We start from the raw sequence: 13,102 nt of genomic DNA on the forward strand, positions 1-13,102 counted from the left end.
CGGTAGCCGAGGTGACCAACACATCCGACGCTGCAGAACAGCGTCTGCGCACGCTTGCCGTGCTGCGCCGAGTGCGCGACCGCATCGACCGCGACTACACGCATCCGCTCGACGTCGAAGCGCTCGCGCGCGGGGTGCACATGTCCGCCGGCCACCTCAGCCGCGAATTCCGGCGCGCCTACTGCGAATCGCCGTACTCCTATTTGATGACGCGACGCATCGAGCGCGCGATGGCCCTGCTGCGCCGCGGCGACCTGAGCGTCACCGAGGTGTGCTTCGCGGTCGGTTGCTCGTCGTTGGGCACCTTCAGCACCCGATTCACCGAATTGGTCGGCGTACCGCCCAGCACGTACCGCCGATCGGCTGACGCGCTGGCGGGCATGCCGCCGTGCGTGGCCAAACAGGTGACCAGACCGATCAGGAATCGAGAAGCATCTGCCGTCGGACCGCCCCTAGCCTGACCGCATGAACATCACCATTCACTCGAGCTTCCTTCCCCATGACGACCCGGAATCGTCGCTCGCCTTCTACCGTGACGTCCTCGGGTTCGAAGTCCGCCTCGACGTCGGCAAGGGCAAGATGCGCTGGATCACGGTCGGTCCGCCGAACCAGCCGGACACCTCCATCGTCTTGAACCCGCCGGCCGCCAACCCGGGCATCACCGACGACGAGCGGCGCACCATCGCCGAGATGATGGCCAAGGGCAGCTACGCCACGCTGCTGCTGGCCACCAACGACCTCGACGGCGCCTTCGAGCGGCTGCAGGCCGGCGATGTTGACATCGTCCAGGAGCCCACCGACCAGCCGTACGGGCTTCGCGACTGCGCGGTCCGTGATCCCGCCGGGAATCTCATCCGGATCCAGGAACTGCGCTGAGCGTGCTTGACCAGCCGTGTGCACAATGCTAAGCAAGTGCTCAGCACCGAGCGCACGAGGCGTCGGGGCGCCACGACTGGCAATACGAAAGGGATCAGATGACGGTGCAGACGGTATTGGACGACCTTCGCAAGCGCCCCGGAACGGGTGACGTCATCTCGGTCATCGATCCCGCGACCGAGGAGACGATCACCGAATTCCCCGACTGCGGGCAAGAGGCGGTCAACGACGCAACCGCGCGGGCCAAGGCGACGTTCGAGTCGGGGGTCTGGTCAGAGCTTCCGGGCCGCGAGCGCGCCAAGATTCTCTGGCGGATCGGGGAGTTGATCGACGAACACGCCGAGGAATTCGCCCAGCTCGACTCGCTCAACACCGGCATGCCGTTGCTGCAGGCACAGTTGCAGATGTCGACCTGTTCGGAGTTCTTCCGCTACTACGCCGGCTGGTGTTCGAAGATCAACGGTGTCGCCTACGACGTGAAGACCGACGGCATCGCGACGGACAACTACGTCAACATGCACGCCTACACGCTCAAAGAGCCGTACAGCGTGGTGGGCTTGATCTTCCCGTGGAACGGCCCGATCTTCAACGCGAGCGCGAAGCTTGCCCCGGCCCTGGCCGCCGGCGGCAGCCTGCTCGTCAAGCCGGCAGAGGAGACGCCGCTGTCGGCGCTGCTGTTGGACAGGCTCGTCCACGAGGCCGGTGTCCCCGAGGGCGTCGTCAACCTGCTGACCGGTTACGGCCACACTGCGGGCGCCGCCATCACCGCGCACCCCGACGTCCAGAAGGTCGCCTTCACCGGCTCGACGGAGGTCGGCAAGGAGATCGTGCGGGCCTCGGCGGACAACCTGAAGAAGGTCACGCTCGAACTCGGCGGGAAATCGCCGGTGCTGATCTTCGACGACGCGAACCTGGACAACGCCATCATGATGGCGTCGCTGGGCATCTTCGTGCACTCGGGCCAGGGCTGCGTGTGCGGGTCGCGTATCTTCGCCCAGCGCGGCGTCTACGACCGGGTCGTGGAAGGCATTGCGATGATGGCGAATTCGTTCAAGCTGGGCGCACCGAGCGAGGAGGGCTGCGTCAGCGGCCCGCTGATCAGCCAGAAGCAGTTGAACCGCGTCATGGGCTTCATCGACGAGGGCAAGAAGGACGGCGTCGAAGTGGTCACCGGCGGCCACCGGCTGGACCGCAAGGGCTACTTCGTGCACCCGACGGTGCTCACCAACGTCGACACGAACATGCGGCTGTACCAGCAGGAGATCTTCGGTCCGGTGGTCACCATCCTGCCGTTCGACGACGAAGACGAGGCCGTGGCGTTGGCCAACGACACCACCTACGGCCTGGCGGCCACCGCATGGACGGAGAACCTCGGCCGGGCCCACCGGATCATGCGGCGACTGCAGGCCGGCAGCGTGCAGGTCAATTGCCAGCTGGTCTTCGACCACGATGTGCCGTTCGGCGGATACAAGCAGTCCGGCTGGGGTCACGAGTTCGGTAAAGAGGGCCTCGAGATCTACCTGAAGACGAAGTCGGTCTGGGCTCAGCTCTAGACCCGTTGTTCCACAACGGAAAGTCCCGGACCCCAACCAGGTCCGGGACTCTCCGACTGCCGTCAAACGAGTCAAGAACCCTTGTTGTAGCGAGTGAGGAACCCGACGGAGGCCACCGCGGCGGCGGTTCCGATCACACCCCACAGCACCAACTGGAAAGCCATCGCGCCGAAAAACCAGCCGAAAGTCATTCCGATGTAGAGCATCCAGATCACCCGGTAAAAGCTCCAGATCGCCAGCAGGCCGGTGCTGATCCCGATGTACAGGCTCCGTTGGCGATCAACACGGTTGATCTGCTCTTGGATGCTGGTCGGCACGATGTTCATCTGCTGTCTTCCTTTCCTGGGGCGCCCCCTCCGTGGTGGCGTCGTTGCGGTAAGTACAGGCCCGCCCGCCGGCTACCGATCCCAAACCCTCCGTTCGGCAAGCCCTGCGTTATCCCCGCTTCGCGCCCGAAGGCAAGAGTCGGGTGGCACCGCGGTCCGGGAATCACCCCACTTGCTGCACCGAGCCGCAGGGTGGGTCAACCTAGATGAAGAGCCGTCATCGCTGCCGCCTCGCCCCCACGCGCTTCCCTGGGTATCCGCGGCGGTGTGTGTCGCGGCCCTTTGGCCGACGTCCCTTGGAGAGGAAGGCGAATTCACTCATGATGAGTCCGATCAAGCTCGCCGCACAAATCGCCGAATCGGTCCTGGCGGTAGTAGGCATCCGGGTCGGTACCGAGGAGCCGACGCACACCGACCAACCGCTCACCGCCACCGTCGAGATACGCCATTACGGTCCGCGGATTGCCGCCGAGACGACCGTGAACGCCGACGAGAACCGTGCTCGCAACGTCGGTTTCCGCCGACTGGCGGGATACATATTCGGTGGCAATCGGCGCGATCAATCGATCTCGATGACGGCACCCGTCAGCCAGCAGCCGAGCCGGCGAGGCGAGCAGATCGCGATGACCGCACCTGTCGCCCAATCCGCTGCCACCGACAGTGGCTGGTCGATAAGGTTTTTCATGCCTGCACAGTGGACGATGGAGACCCTTCCCGCGCCCGAAAATGATCAGGTCCGCCTCGTCACCGTGCCGCCCACGACCGTTGCGGTGCTGCGGTTCAGTGGCGACCGCAGCCCCAGGGCGGTCACCGCTCGCACAAATGAGTTACTGCAGGTATTGCAGGACAAGGGGATTCAACAAACTGGAGATCCCGAGGCCTGGTTCTACGACCCACCGTGGACGTTGCCGATACGGAGGCGCAACGAGATCGCAATTCCCATCGATCCGGCATCGGCACTCGATTAGCCGGTTTGACAGCCGTTCGGTTTCGCGGAATCGTCAGGATAGCCAGAAAGTGGACGCTCGGCCGCTGACCGGGACGGGGCTTATTCTTCGGGACCTTGCACCCCGCGCTGTGGCGTTCCCGCCGATCGAGCCCTAGCGGGGCGTCTACGCCCTCCTCGCATTCGGCTGAGGCTCAGCCGACCATGACCGCCAGCTCGCCGACGTGTTTGCCGTTGACGGATTATCAGCGCGCCATAGCCTCGGGAACGCTCCCGTTCTACCCTGCACAAAGGGGCCGATCGACCGGAGGTTGACTGGATGAACCCGATGCCCCGCACGGCGCTCCTCTGGATCGCCGCGCTCACCGCGCTGATTGCGACCTCGTCGACGGGGCCCGCGGGCGCCGATCCGCCGCCCACCGAGGTGATCACCGTGATGGCCGTCGGGCCCGGCGGAGAAGCGATGAACGGCTACAAGGTGGCTTCCGGGCCGGGTAACGTTGGGCAGGCCAGCGTCTGCTCGGAACCGTCGCCGTCGGCGGTTGCCGACAACGTCTACTCCTGTTCGCCGAGCGCGGCCGGAGCCGGCACTTGCTGGCCCTCGACGCCGGGATCTCTCCTGTGCGTGGACAATCCGTGGGACCTGCAGATGCACCGGGTGATGTTCGACGGTCAGCTTCCGCCCGTGCATCCGACCGCCAACCCGGACCCGTTCGCGCTCGCCCTCGACGACGGGACGCATTGCCTCCTGCGCAACGGTGGCGCCTGGGGTGGGCGAGCCGACGGGTACGTCGGCGTTTACGGATGCGGCGCCAGCGGCGGGAGCGACCCTGCTGTGTTGTGGCTGCCCAGCCAGGGCGCGGGAACCTGCATCGACCGCTCATCGCCGGTGTGGACCGTCAAAGTCGGTCACCTCGGCGCACCGGACGCGGTTCTTCCGCCGCCTACGACCCGCGCGGTGACCGCCGCCTGGTTCGCCGGAGGCCGGGCCGGTCAGTAGCACGGCGGCGATACTGCTATAACGCACGCATGTCAGGTCCTGGGCACACGATCACCAATGTTTCCGATATCGCTAGGTGGACGGCGCTGCACCGGGCGACAGAATCCGGCCGCCCCGATGCGCCTGGTGGATGCTCGATTTCGCGTTTCCCGGCCTGAAGAAGCGGACGAACAGGAACCTCGCTGGGATTGCGGCGAACGCACCGTTCAAGTTCGCACCCGAGAGCGGCCTGGCCTTCTTCGAGGATCTGGGCTGGCGGACCGTCGAAGCGGAGTCTGTGCTCGAGGCCGCCTACCGATTGCGTCGCCTACCGCTGTGGATGCGCCCACTGGGATGGCTGCCTCGCACGGATTTGCGCCGTCCTGGCGGCAGACCCACGAGCGCGGTCGCACTGCTTACCCACTAGATGCCGGGGCGGTAAACCCCCGAAGGCGCCTACCAGACGCGTATCCAGTCGATGAGCATGTCGGCGGGGTAGCTGCCCGGGCCCGGGTCTTCACCACCCGATCCGGCCACTGCCAGGTTGAACACCGGATAGACCGTGTAGCCCGCCCCGTTGAAGGGCCAGTCCGGCAGCGAGCTCGCCGGCACGTCGAAGTAGGGCGCAGCGCCGTCGGTGTAGTCCCTCCAGAATCGGATGCCCGCCTCGTCCCACTGCGTGCGCCAGGTGTGCCAGGCGCTGTCCACCGCGATGTTGTGGGTCTTCCATTCGCCACCGTTGGCTTTGGCGTGGACGGTGGTCGCCGAGGGCCATTTGCCGTTGCCGTACCACTCCATGACGTCGATCTCGCCCTGATCGTCATTGCCGAGCCAATAAGCGGGCCAGGCGCCCGGCGTCAGGCAGTTCAGCTTGATCCGGGCTTCCCAGGTGTGGCCCACACCGCCGCGCCACAGGCTTTGCACTTTGCCGCTGTAGTAGGTGGGGCCGTCCTTGGTGGCGCGCAGCACCAGGTTGGAATTGCCGTCGACGAACACGTTGCGGCGGTCGTCGCGGTACTGCCCGATGTGCTCGGGCAGCTCCCAAAAGGTCGGGTCCTTGATCGTCTCGCGGGCTTTGGCGATCGCCCATTTCGACCCGTCGGGCGCGGAGCCGGCCGGACCGTCGAAGTCGTCCGAGAAGATGTAGTTCCCGGCCTGGCCGCTCGGTGCCGCGGGCGGCGGTATCCGCCCGGAGGGCGTGTCCGGTCGGGGCGGGTAGGCCCAGGCTTTCGGGGCGGGCAGCGTGGCTGCCAGCACCCCGATCCCGGTTGTCAGAATCATGCGGCGGCGATCGATCTCCGGCATAAGCAAGGAACCCTAGCAGCCGACCGTGCGCGATGTTCAAACGGCAAATTGTCGGCGGCTGCCGCTATCGTTCGGATCGCGGCCGGGCCAGGACGGACGGCGGCACTGCAGTGGCAACGGATTGCGTACGCAAATTCACGGCCAATTCTCATCTTGACAGGTGGTTTGGTCTCAGGATACGGCGGGCATTCTGGAATCACGATCCGATAACCACTGTTTTAGCTTTTGCGGGTGGTCTGAAAGGAGTTGACGATCGTGGCGACAAAATCAGAAGGCACGGTTATTTTCCTTCAGTCCCATCCGTTATGGATCGCAGCTCAGCGGCGCGAACGCGAACGCAATGACGCAATGCGTCGCCACCCGGCTTTCCGCGCCCGCCAGCGCGTCGCCGCCACTGGCGGCCGGGTCACGCCGATGATCCGCGACTTCAAGCTGTACTCGGGCACCAACACTCCGGCCTGAATTCGCGCCTGAATTCGTGGTGATCCCAATCACATCCGGTGGCAAAGCGCGCGCGAGCAATCAACTAATTGGCCTCTTCAGTGCGATAGCCCTCGTATTCTGATCCAGTCATTTATCCGACAACCCGACGTTACTACCGTGCGTAGTAGTCAATCCCGCCCGGACGTCGCGGCGCCGATGTCAAGGACCCCACCGCCGTCTGGGTCATCAACCTCGACTATCGGGTCGTCGACGTCGTCGAATTCCAGCCGCAGCGCCCGGGACATGATGGCGTGCATTACGTACATGGTGGTGGTGTAAGTGAATTCGAGGATCTCGGCGTCGGTAAAGACCTCCCGCAGCTGGGTGAATAACCGCTCGGGCACCCGACCGTGTTGGCCGGCAAGGCAATCCGCGTAGGCCAGCAACAACCGCTCGGTGTGATCGAAACAGTCGGCGGTTTCCCAGGACGGTATGGCCGCGATTTTCTCTTCCGACAAGCCCGCCGACCGGCACGCCTTGCAGTGTTGCGAGAAGACGAACTGGCTGCCCACCACCCATCCCGCCCGGATCTGGCCCAATTCGCGGTGGTCGGCCCGGATCGAGACCTCTTCACGGTAGAGGCGGAAGCCGCGCACGGCATGGCGCAGGGCGGCGGGGGACTGCGCCATCACCGTCCACCAGTTGCCGGGAGTGCCACCGACAGCGCCCGGCTCCGCCACCGGATCACGGTCGCCGAACATGAAGTCGTACATCTTCAGCGTGAATTCGTCGCTGACTTCATCGCGCGGGATCGGATTCAGACGCGGCATTGCGCCTCCTCTCGGCTGGCGGCGGGGATCTGGCGATGGCGCAGATTGCATTCGATCGTAGGGTTCTGCTGTTGCCGCACCGTAGTTCTCTGCGGGTACGGCGCTGTCGACCACTGACCGCAGCGGCGGATTCGCCAGCTGTCTGCGGCGTTACGCGGTCAAGAGGGCGGGCGCGCGGCCGACGCGTAAATCAGAGCTTGCCGGCGACGAAGTCTGCGGCCTGGTTGGCCATGCCCGCGTCGATGTAGGCGCCGGCGAGGTGTTGGGGCCAGTTTTCCTTCCAGGTGTTCGGGTCGGCCGGGTTGCAGATGGGATCCGCGCCGTGGCACAACTCGATGGTCCGGTCGTTGTAGGTCGGGTTGAAGTTGGTGATCGGACCCACCCATTGGCTCCCGTTGCCAAACAGTGCGACAGCGGCGATGTGCTGGTCAGCGCCCGCCGGCAGCGGGCTGTCGAACCCGAACGCGCCGATGGGCGCGGCCAGCACGACGTCGGTGACCGCCGCGCCCAGCGAGTAGCCGCCCAGCACCAGCCGGGTGTCGGGGCAGGTGTTGATCATGTCCTGGACGTGGTGGCTCATGTTGTTGGCACCCTGGGCGACCTCGGTATCGGCCGGATACTGCACCGCGTATACACCCACGGTCTTATTCACCTTGTTGCGCACATCGCTGATGAACGCGTTGCCCAGCACACCTGGGCCGGGTGACTCATTACGGCCGCGGGCGAACACGATCTGCACCGGCGGGCAGTTCGCGGCCGAGGCAGACGGTGCCGACCCCGGCGTACCGGAAGGAAGCACCGCTGCGGGCAGGATCGAGGCGGCCGCGGCCATAACTGCGGCGAGGCCAACACCAGCAACGTTAAGCAAGGCGCGCACGCAAATGATGGTAGAGCGAACCCGCTCCGCGCGCTGGGCAGCCGGTATACAGACCGCGGGTGATCGCTCAGCGCGAACAACGACCGCGGTGCGGGGCGGTGCCGGGCGAGACGATAGGTTCAGCTAATGAGCCACGTCGACGCGAATGCGCCCGAGCGCTTGTTCGCGCTGGCTGAACAGGTGCAGGGATTCATGCCGGCCGACGAGGGGCGCGCGCTGTACGCCGCCGCGCTGCGGTACCTCGGCGGTGGAATCGGCGTCGAGATCGGCACGTACTGCGGCAAATCCACCCTGTTGCTGGGCGCGGCGGCCCAACAAACCGGCAGCGTGCTTTACACGGTCGACCACCATCACGGTTCCGAGGAGCACCAGGCCGGCTGGGAATATCACGACGCGTCGATGGTGGATGACGTCACGGGTTTGTTCGACACACTGCCGACGTTTCGTCGTGCGCTCGATACCGCCCAACTGGACGACAACGTCGTCGCCATCGTCGGCAAGTCACCGCTGGTGGCGCGGGGATGGCGCACACCGCTGCAGTTCCTCTTCATCGACGGCGGCCACAGCGAGGCGGCCGCGAACCAGGATTTCGACGGCTGGGCCAAGTGGGTCGACACCGGTGGGGCGCTGGTCATCCACGACGTTTTTCCCGACCCGAAGGACGGCGGGCGGCCACCCTATTACATCTACTGTCGCGCACTGGATTCCGGACAGTTCCGGGAGATATCAGCGACCGGGTCGCTGAGGCTGCTCGAACGTGTCAGCGGCCGGCCGGGGGCACAGGTCTAGCGGGTCACCGGCCCGGGCCGGTGCCGACGCATTCGCAATCGAAGTCGGTCTGCAGGCCCACGGGGAGCTCGTCGCCGCGGAAGATTCCCGCGCCGGCGGTGGTGTTCGACAGGGCGTCCGCCGCCAGGATCATCGCCGCGCCGGTCCAGGTGGTGCGCTCCTCGGGCCAGCGCTTGCCGTCCGCGAAAACGAGTCCCGTCCAATACGATCCGTCGTCCTCGCGGAGATGCTGCATCGCGGCGAACTGCCGGTGGGCATCCGCGCGCTGCCCGATCGCGTCCAGCGCCATCACCAGCTCGCAGGTTTCGGCACCGGTCACCCATGGACGATCGCCGACGCACCGGATGCCCAGACCGTCGACCACGAACGCATCCCAGCGCTGCGTGATGCGCGCGGCCGCCGCCGGACCGCGCAGGGCGCTACCGAGGATCGGGTAGTACCAGTCCATCGAGTAGCGGTCCTTTTCGGTGAACGCCTCGGGGTGCGCTGAGATGGCGTGACCCAGGCGGCCCAGCGCCAGTTCCCACTCGGGCTGGGGATCTTCGACCAGAGCAGCCAGGGCAAGCCCGCACCGGATGCTGTGAAAAATGCTCGAGCACCCGGTCAGCAGAGCTTCCGGCAAAACACCGGATTCGCTTCGCGCCCAACCGATCTCGCCATAGCCGATTTGCATGTCGATGACGAAGTCGATCGCTTTGTGCACCACCGGCCACATCTCGGCCGCGAACGACTCATCACCGGTGACCAGCACGTGGTGCCACACACCGGCGCCGATGTACGCGCAGAAGTTGCTGTCGCTGTTGGCGTCTTCGATGACGCCCGCGCGAAACTGGATGGGCCATGAGCCGTCGGGGCGCTGCGTGTCGCGGCACCAGGCGAAGGCCGCCCGCGCCGGCTCCAGCAGTCCCGCGGCGGTGAGCGCCATCGCGCACTCGATGTGGTCCCACGGATCGGTGTGCCCGCCCTCGAACCAGGGGATGGCACCCGATGGTTCCTGTGCGGCGGCGATGGAGAGTGCGGTCTGTCGACATTGCCCGGGAGTCAGGACCCCCGGAACCGCGGGCGGGTTAGACCGATGCAACTGAATACCCTTCAGTCGCCTGGCTTTTCGCCTCCTGCGGTTTGACGAAGTACATGGCTACGCTCTTGCCCACCAGTGGATTGAGCAGCGACTCCGCCAGCTGGGTGACCTTTGGCCGCTGCATCAGGTCCCATACCAGCAGTTTGTGATAGGCGGTGACCGCACGGTGGTCGGTGTTCTGCACGCCGACAGCGCATTTGAGCCACCAGAAGGGGGAGTGCAGCGCGTGGGCATGGTGGGTATGGGTCAATTCCATTCCGCCGTCGGAGATCTTGCCGCGCAATTCACTGGCCCGGTAGATGCGTACGTGGCCGCCCTCGTTGCTGTGGTACTCGTCGGAGAGCAACCAGCACACCTGCTCGGGCAGCCACCGCGGCACGCTGACGGCCAGCGTGCCACCGACTTTGAGCACCCTGATCAGCTCGGCGATGGCCGCGTCGTCCTGGGGGATGTGTTCGAGAATCTCCGACGCGATGACGCAGTCGAATGTCTGGTCGGCGTAGGGCAACTTCAGCGCGTCACCGACGACCACCTTCGCCGACGCAGCGGCTGGCGCCTCGCCGGTTTCGGCCATCGCGCGCAGGATGGCGTCCACCGAACGCAATTCGTCCTCGTCGCGGTCGAAGGCGACGACGTCGGCGCCACGCCGATACGCTTCGAACGCATGCCGGCCCGCCCCGCATCCGACGTCGATGACCGTGGTCGACGGTCCGATCTCGAGCCGGTCGAAATCGACTGTCAGCATCGTGCTCCGCCCGCCGCGTTGCGCGCGATCGCCCGCTCATAGACCCGCACGGTCTGAGCGGCCACGGCCTCCCAGCTGAAGACGTTGACGGCGCGGGTGCGGCCCGCCTTGCCGAGGCTGCGGCGCTTCTCCGGGGAGTCCAGGAGTTCACCGAGCGCGCTGGTCAGCGCATCCACGTCGGCGGGCGGCACCAGCTCGGCGCAAGCACCGTCCGTCCCAAGGACTTCCGGCAGCGCGCCGACCCGGCTGGCGACGATCGGGGTGCCGCTGGCCATGGCTTCCACCGCGGGCAGCGAAAACCCTTCGTAAAGCGAGGGAATACAGGCGACCTCCGCGGACGCGAACAAGGCGGCCAGCTCGGCGTCGGACAGCCCGCTGGTGATGTGCACTATGTCGGAGATCCCGAGTTCGGCGATGAGTTTGTGGGTCGGGCCGTTCGGCTCCACCTTGGCGACCAACCGCAGCTCGAGATCCCGGACGGTGCGCAGTCGGGCGACGGCCTGCAGCAGGGTGCGGACGCCCTTCAGCGGGGTATCGGCGCTGGCGATCGCGATGATGCGCCCGGGCTCGCGGGGGGCGGATCCCGGTTTGAACAGCTCGGTGTTGACCCCCAGCGGCACGACGTGAAGTTGCTCCGGCGCGACGGCGAAGTCGGCGACGATGTCCGACGCCGACGACGACGAGACCGTCAAGAGGTCGGGGATGTGCCGGGCGACCTCTTGCTGCATGTCCAAGAACCCATACCATCGGCGCACCAACGGCTTTCGCCACCACCGCGCGGCGGCCAGGTCCAGTACCCGATCGCGGGTGATCGGGTGGTGCACGGTGGCCACGACGGGAAGTCCCGCCTCGGCGATGCTGAGCAGTCCGGTGCCCAGGCTCTGGTTGTCGTGAACGACGTCGAAATCCGTTGCCCGCTGGGCCAGTAGCCGCGCCGCCCGCATCGTGAACGTCCGCGGTTCCGGAAAGCCCGCGGTCCACGTGGTGAGCAATTCCAGCAGGTCGATCGAGTCTCGAATTTCGCTCGGCCGCGGCACCCGAAACGGGTCCGGTTCCCGATACAAATCGAGGCTGGGCACCTCGGTGAGCCGGACCCGCGGATCGAGCAGGTCGGGATACGGCTGTCCGGAAAACACCTCAACGTCGTGACCGAGTTCGACCAGGCCGTGGCTGAGATGGCGCACGTAGACGCCCTGTCCGCCGCAATGGGTCTTACTACGGTAGGACAGCAGGGCAATTCGCATACTCAACTCTTCTTTGCTGGAAAATGACCACGGGTGGCAACGAATGGCGCCGAATACATCGCGGTCAACGGGCTCCCGAACTCCGTGACAGCAAATTGGACATGTGTCCAGACTATAGTTCGATCACCTAATCGAGCGCAACGAGCAGGAAATCCGCGGACCCGCGCGCAAGCAACCCCCGGGATGTCCGACACGCAAAGATCATGCCACTGGGCAGCGGCCACGATCTTTCCGGCCGGTCGATTCCGGACGGGCGACGGCTGAGCGCTGACCGGCGCAGATCGGCCGAAGGAAGCCGTGGGCTTTTGTTACCATCGCGCGGTGCGGGATTCGGCCGGCCGGGGTGGACGCGGGGATCAACGATGGCCCTCGCGGCGCGAGGTCCTCAAATACGCCGGCACCTACGCCTTGACGCCGGCCGTGCTGAGCCTGGGCGCGCTGGCCCAAAGCCCCGGCGCCCCGAAGGCGTCAGCCGCCGGCATGAAGCTCATCGATTTCGCCGAGCGCAGGATCGCTCCCAATGAGATCAAGTCGGCGGGCTACGACGGCGTGGTGAATTACGTTTCGCTGTCGCGGCCGGGCGCGAACTTCGAGGCCAAACCGCTGACAAAGGACTACGCCGACGCGCTGCGGGCGGCGGGGCTGCATATCGTCAGCAACTTCCAGTACGGGAAGCCGGGCTGGCCGGATCCGTCAGATCTCACGCGCGGGTATGACGGCGGCGTGGCCGACGCTCATAGCGCCATGCAGTTGCACTCCGCGGCGGGAGGCCCGAACTCGGCCCCTATCTTCTTCAGCGTTGACGACGCCATCGATGCCAACACGTGGAATACGCTTGCGGTGCAATGGTTTCGAGGGATCAACTCGGTGTTGGGCGTGGGCCGCACCGGCATCTACGGGGACGCCCAGGTGTGCGGATGGGCGATCAGGGACGGCGTCGTCGGGCCGTCCACCAGCGCCGGACACCAATGGGTGTGGCAGACGAGGTCCTGGTCGCACGGCGATCGCGAACCCGCGGCGGTGCTCTACCAAACGGTCGTCAACAGCCCCGGGAATCCGGGCCCGCTGCTGGGCGGCATCAATGTCGATGTCGACGACGTCCTCGCCGCGGACTTCGGGCAGTGGGAT

The 13,102-nt window shown here is 65.9% G+C and carries 15 protein-coding genes and 1 pseudogene; 9 read left to right on the plus strand and 7 right to left on the minus strand.

The annotated features are described in order from the left end of the window. Positions 1 to 11 precede the first annotated feature (11 nt). From AC5Y4H_RS21810 to AC5Y4H_RS21820, 3 genes are all read left to right on the plus strand, one after another. Positions 12 to 461: a helix-turn-helix transcriptional regulator gene (locus AC5Y4H_RS21810; RefSeq protein WP_499984948.1), complete on the plus strand. Its 450-nt coding sequence runs from the start codon at positions 12 to 14 to the stop codon at positions 459 to 461. A 4-nt stretch (positions 462 to 465) separates the two neighbouring features. Further along, entirely contained in the window at positions 466 to 876 is a 411-nt protein-coding gene (locus AC5Y4H_RS21815; RefSeq protein ID WP_499984950.1) for a VOC family protein, read from the plus strand. Between the two features lie 98 nt (positions 877 to 974). Continuing rightward, complete coding sequence (locus AC5Y4H_RS21820; protein ID WP_499984952.1) at positions 975 to 2,429, plus strand: aldehyde dehydrogenase family protein; 1,455 nt, start codon at positions 975 to 977, stop codon at positions 2,427 to 2,429. Between the two features lie 71 nt (positions 2,430 to 2,500). On the opposite strand, the gene AC5Y4H_RS21825 is transcribed toward AC5Y4H_RS21820, so the two are convergent. Then, positions 2,501 to 2,755 carry a hypothetical protein gene (locus tag AC5Y4H_RS21825; RefSeq protein WP_067357821.1) on the minus strand — a complete coding sequence of 85 codons (255 nt, stop codon included), beginning with the start codon at positions 2,753 to 2,755 and terminating at the stop codon, positions 2,501 to 2,503. Between the two features lie 323 nt (positions 2,756 to 3,078). Here AC5Y4H_RS21825 and AC5Y4H_RS21830 point away from each other — a divergent pair, with 323 nt between their 5' ends. The 3 genes and pseudogenes from AC5Y4H_RS21830 to AC5Y4H_RS21840 form a co-directional block, all read left to right on the plus strand. Next, entirely contained in the window at positions 3,079 to 3,723 is a 645-nt protein-coding gene (locus tag AC5Y4H_RS21830; RefSeq protein WP_499984969.1) for an SOUL family heme-binding protein, read from the plus strand. 297 nt (positions 3,724 to 4,020) lie between these two features. Next, positions 4,021 to 4,701, plus strand: coding sequence for a hypothetical protein (locus AC5Y4H_RS21835; RefSeq protein WP_499984954.1), 681 nt, complete (start codon positions 4,021 to 4,023; stop codon positions 4,699 to 4,701). A gap of 118 nt (positions 4,702 to 4,819) precedes the next feature. Next, positions 4,820 to 5,107: pseudogene (locus AC5Y4H_RS21840) on the plus strand (class I SAM-dependent methyltransferase); the annotation flags it as partial. A 29-nt stretch (positions 5,108 to 5,136) separates the two neighbouring features. Here the strand turns inward: AC5Y4H_RS21840 and AC5Y4H_RS21845 are convergent. Next, positions 5,137 to 5,985 carry a glycoside hydrolase family 16 protein gene (locus AC5Y4H_RS21845; RefSeq protein ID WP_499984956.1) on the minus strand — a complete coding sequence of 283 codons (849 nt, stop codon included), beginning with the start codon at positions 5,983 to 5,985 and terminating at the stop codon, positions 5,137 to 5,139. A gap of 255 nt (positions 5,986 to 6,240) precedes the next feature. On the opposite strand from AC5Y4H_RS21845, the gene AC5Y4H_RS21850 reads away from it, so the two are divergent. Next, the gene (locus AC5Y4H_RS21850) at positions 6,241 to 6,447 is read left to right on the plus strand and encodes a hypothetical protein (protein ID WP_499984971.1); all 207 of its coding nucleotides are present in this window, start codon (positions 6,241 to 6,243) and stop codon (positions 6,445 to 6,447) included. 149 nt (positions 6,448 to 6,596) lie between these two features. Here AC5Y4H_RS21850 and AC5Y4H_RS21855 read toward each other — a convergent pair whose 3' ends face one another. After that, positions 6,597 to 7,238: a carboxymuconolactone decarboxylase family protein gene (locus AC5Y4H_RS21855; RefSeq protein ID WP_499984960.1), complete on the minus strand. Its 642-nt coding sequence runs from the start codon at positions 7,236 to 7,238 to the stop codon at positions 6,597 to 6,599. Positions 7,239 to 7,428: 190 nt separating this feature from the next. Then, positions 7,429 to 8,070, minus strand: a complete 642-nt coding sequence (locus tag AC5Y4H_RS21860) for a cutinase family protein (protein ID WP_499984972.1) — start codon at positions 8,068 to 8,070, stop codon at positions 7,429 to 7,431. Positions 8,071 to 8,241: 171 nt separating this feature from the next. On the opposite strand from AC5Y4H_RS21860, the gene AC5Y4H_RS21865 reads away from it, so the two are divergent. Next, entirely contained in the window at positions 8,242 to 8,904 is a 663-nt protein-coding gene (locus AC5Y4H_RS21865) for a class I SAM-dependent methyltransferase (RefSeq protein WP_499984962.1), read from the plus strand. A 4-nt stretch (positions 8,905 to 8,908) separates the two neighbouring features. Here the strand turns inward: AC5Y4H_RS21865 and mmpH are convergent, their stop codons facing one another. From mmpH to manT, 3 genes are read right to left on the minus strand one after another with little or no spacing between them, the layout of a single operon-like run. Next, complete coding sequence (gene mmpH / locus AC5Y4H_RS21870) at positions 8,909 to 9,985, minus strand: MMP endo-(1,4)-3-O-methyl-alpha-D-mannosidase (RefSeq protein ID WP_499984963.1); 1,077 nt, start codon at positions 9,983 to 9,985, stop codon at positions 8,909 to 8,911. Continuing rightward, positions 9,972 to 10,730, minus strand: a complete 759-nt coding sequence (locus tag AC5Y4H_RS21875; protein ID WP_499984964.1) for a class I SAM-dependent methyltransferase — start codon at positions 10,728 to 10,730, stop codon at positions 9,972 to 9,974. The genes mmpH and AC5Y4H_RS21875 overlap by 14 nt, the downstream gene beginning before the upstream one ends. Next, positions 10,724 to 11,974 (minus strand): MMP alpha-(1->4)-mannosyltransferase, encoded by a 1,251-nt coding sequence (gene manT, locus AC5Y4H_RS21880; protein WP_499984965.1) that lies wholly within the window; start codon positions 11,972 to 11,974, stop codon positions 10,724 to 10,726. Before manT ends, AC5Y4H_RS21875 begins: the two co-directional genes overlap by 7 nt. Before the next feature lie 321 nt (positions 11,975 to 12,295). Here manT and AC5Y4H_RS21885 point away from each other — a divergent pair. Then, the coding region (locus AC5Y4H_RS21885; protein ID WP_499984966.1) for a DUF1906 domain-containing protein at positions 12,296 to 13,102 on the plus strand (807 nt) is incomplete at its 3' end.

Source organism: Mycobacterium sp. NGS58 (genome assembly GCF_059812385.1).

Coding starts and splice junctions, on each gene's coding strand:
- AC5Y4H_RS21815 (WP_499984950.1), top strand. CDS start 466: ATGAACATCACCATTCACTCGAGCTTCCTTCCCCATGACGACCCGGAA.
- AC5Y4H_RS21820 (WP_499984952.1), top strand. CDS start 975: ATGACGGTGCAGACGGTATTGGACGACCTTCGCAAGCGCCCCGGAACG.
- AC5Y4H_RS21825 (WP_067357821.1), bottom strand. CDS start 2,755: ATGAACATCGTGCCGACCAGCATCCAAGAGCAGATCAACCGTGTTGAT.
- AC5Y4H_RS21830 (WP_499984969.1), top strand. CDS start 3,079: ATGAGTCCGATCAAGCTCGCCGCACAAATCGCCGAATCGGTCCTGGCG.
- AC5Y4H_RS21835 (WP_499984954.1), top strand. CDS start 4,021: ATGAACCCGATGCCCCGCACGGCGCTCCTCTGGATCGCCGCGCTCACC.
- AC5Y4H_RS21845 (WP_499984956.1), bottom strand. CDS start 5,985: ATGCCGGAGATCGATCGCCGCCGCATGATTCTGACAACCGGGATCGGG.
- AC5Y4H_RS21855 (WP_499984960.1), bottom strand. CDS start 7,238: ATGCCGCGTCTGAATCCGATCCCGCGCGATGAAGTCAGCGACGAATTC.
- AC5Y4H_RS21860 (WP_499984972.1), bottom strand. CDS start 8,070: ATGGCCGCGGCCGCCTCGATCCTGCCCGCAGCGGTGCTTCCTTCCGGT.
- AC5Y4H_RS21865 (WP_499984962.1), top strand. CDS start 8,242: ATGAGCCACGTCGACGCGAATGCGCCCGAGCGCTTGTTCGCGCTGGCT.
- AC5Y4H_RS21875 (WP_499984964.1), bottom strand. CDS start 10,730: ATGCTGACAGTCGATTTCGACCGGCTCGAGATCGGACCGTCGACCACG.
- manT (WP_499984965.1), bottom strand. CDS start 11,974: ATGCGAATTGCCCTGCTGTCCTACCGTAGTAAGACCCATTGCGGCGGA.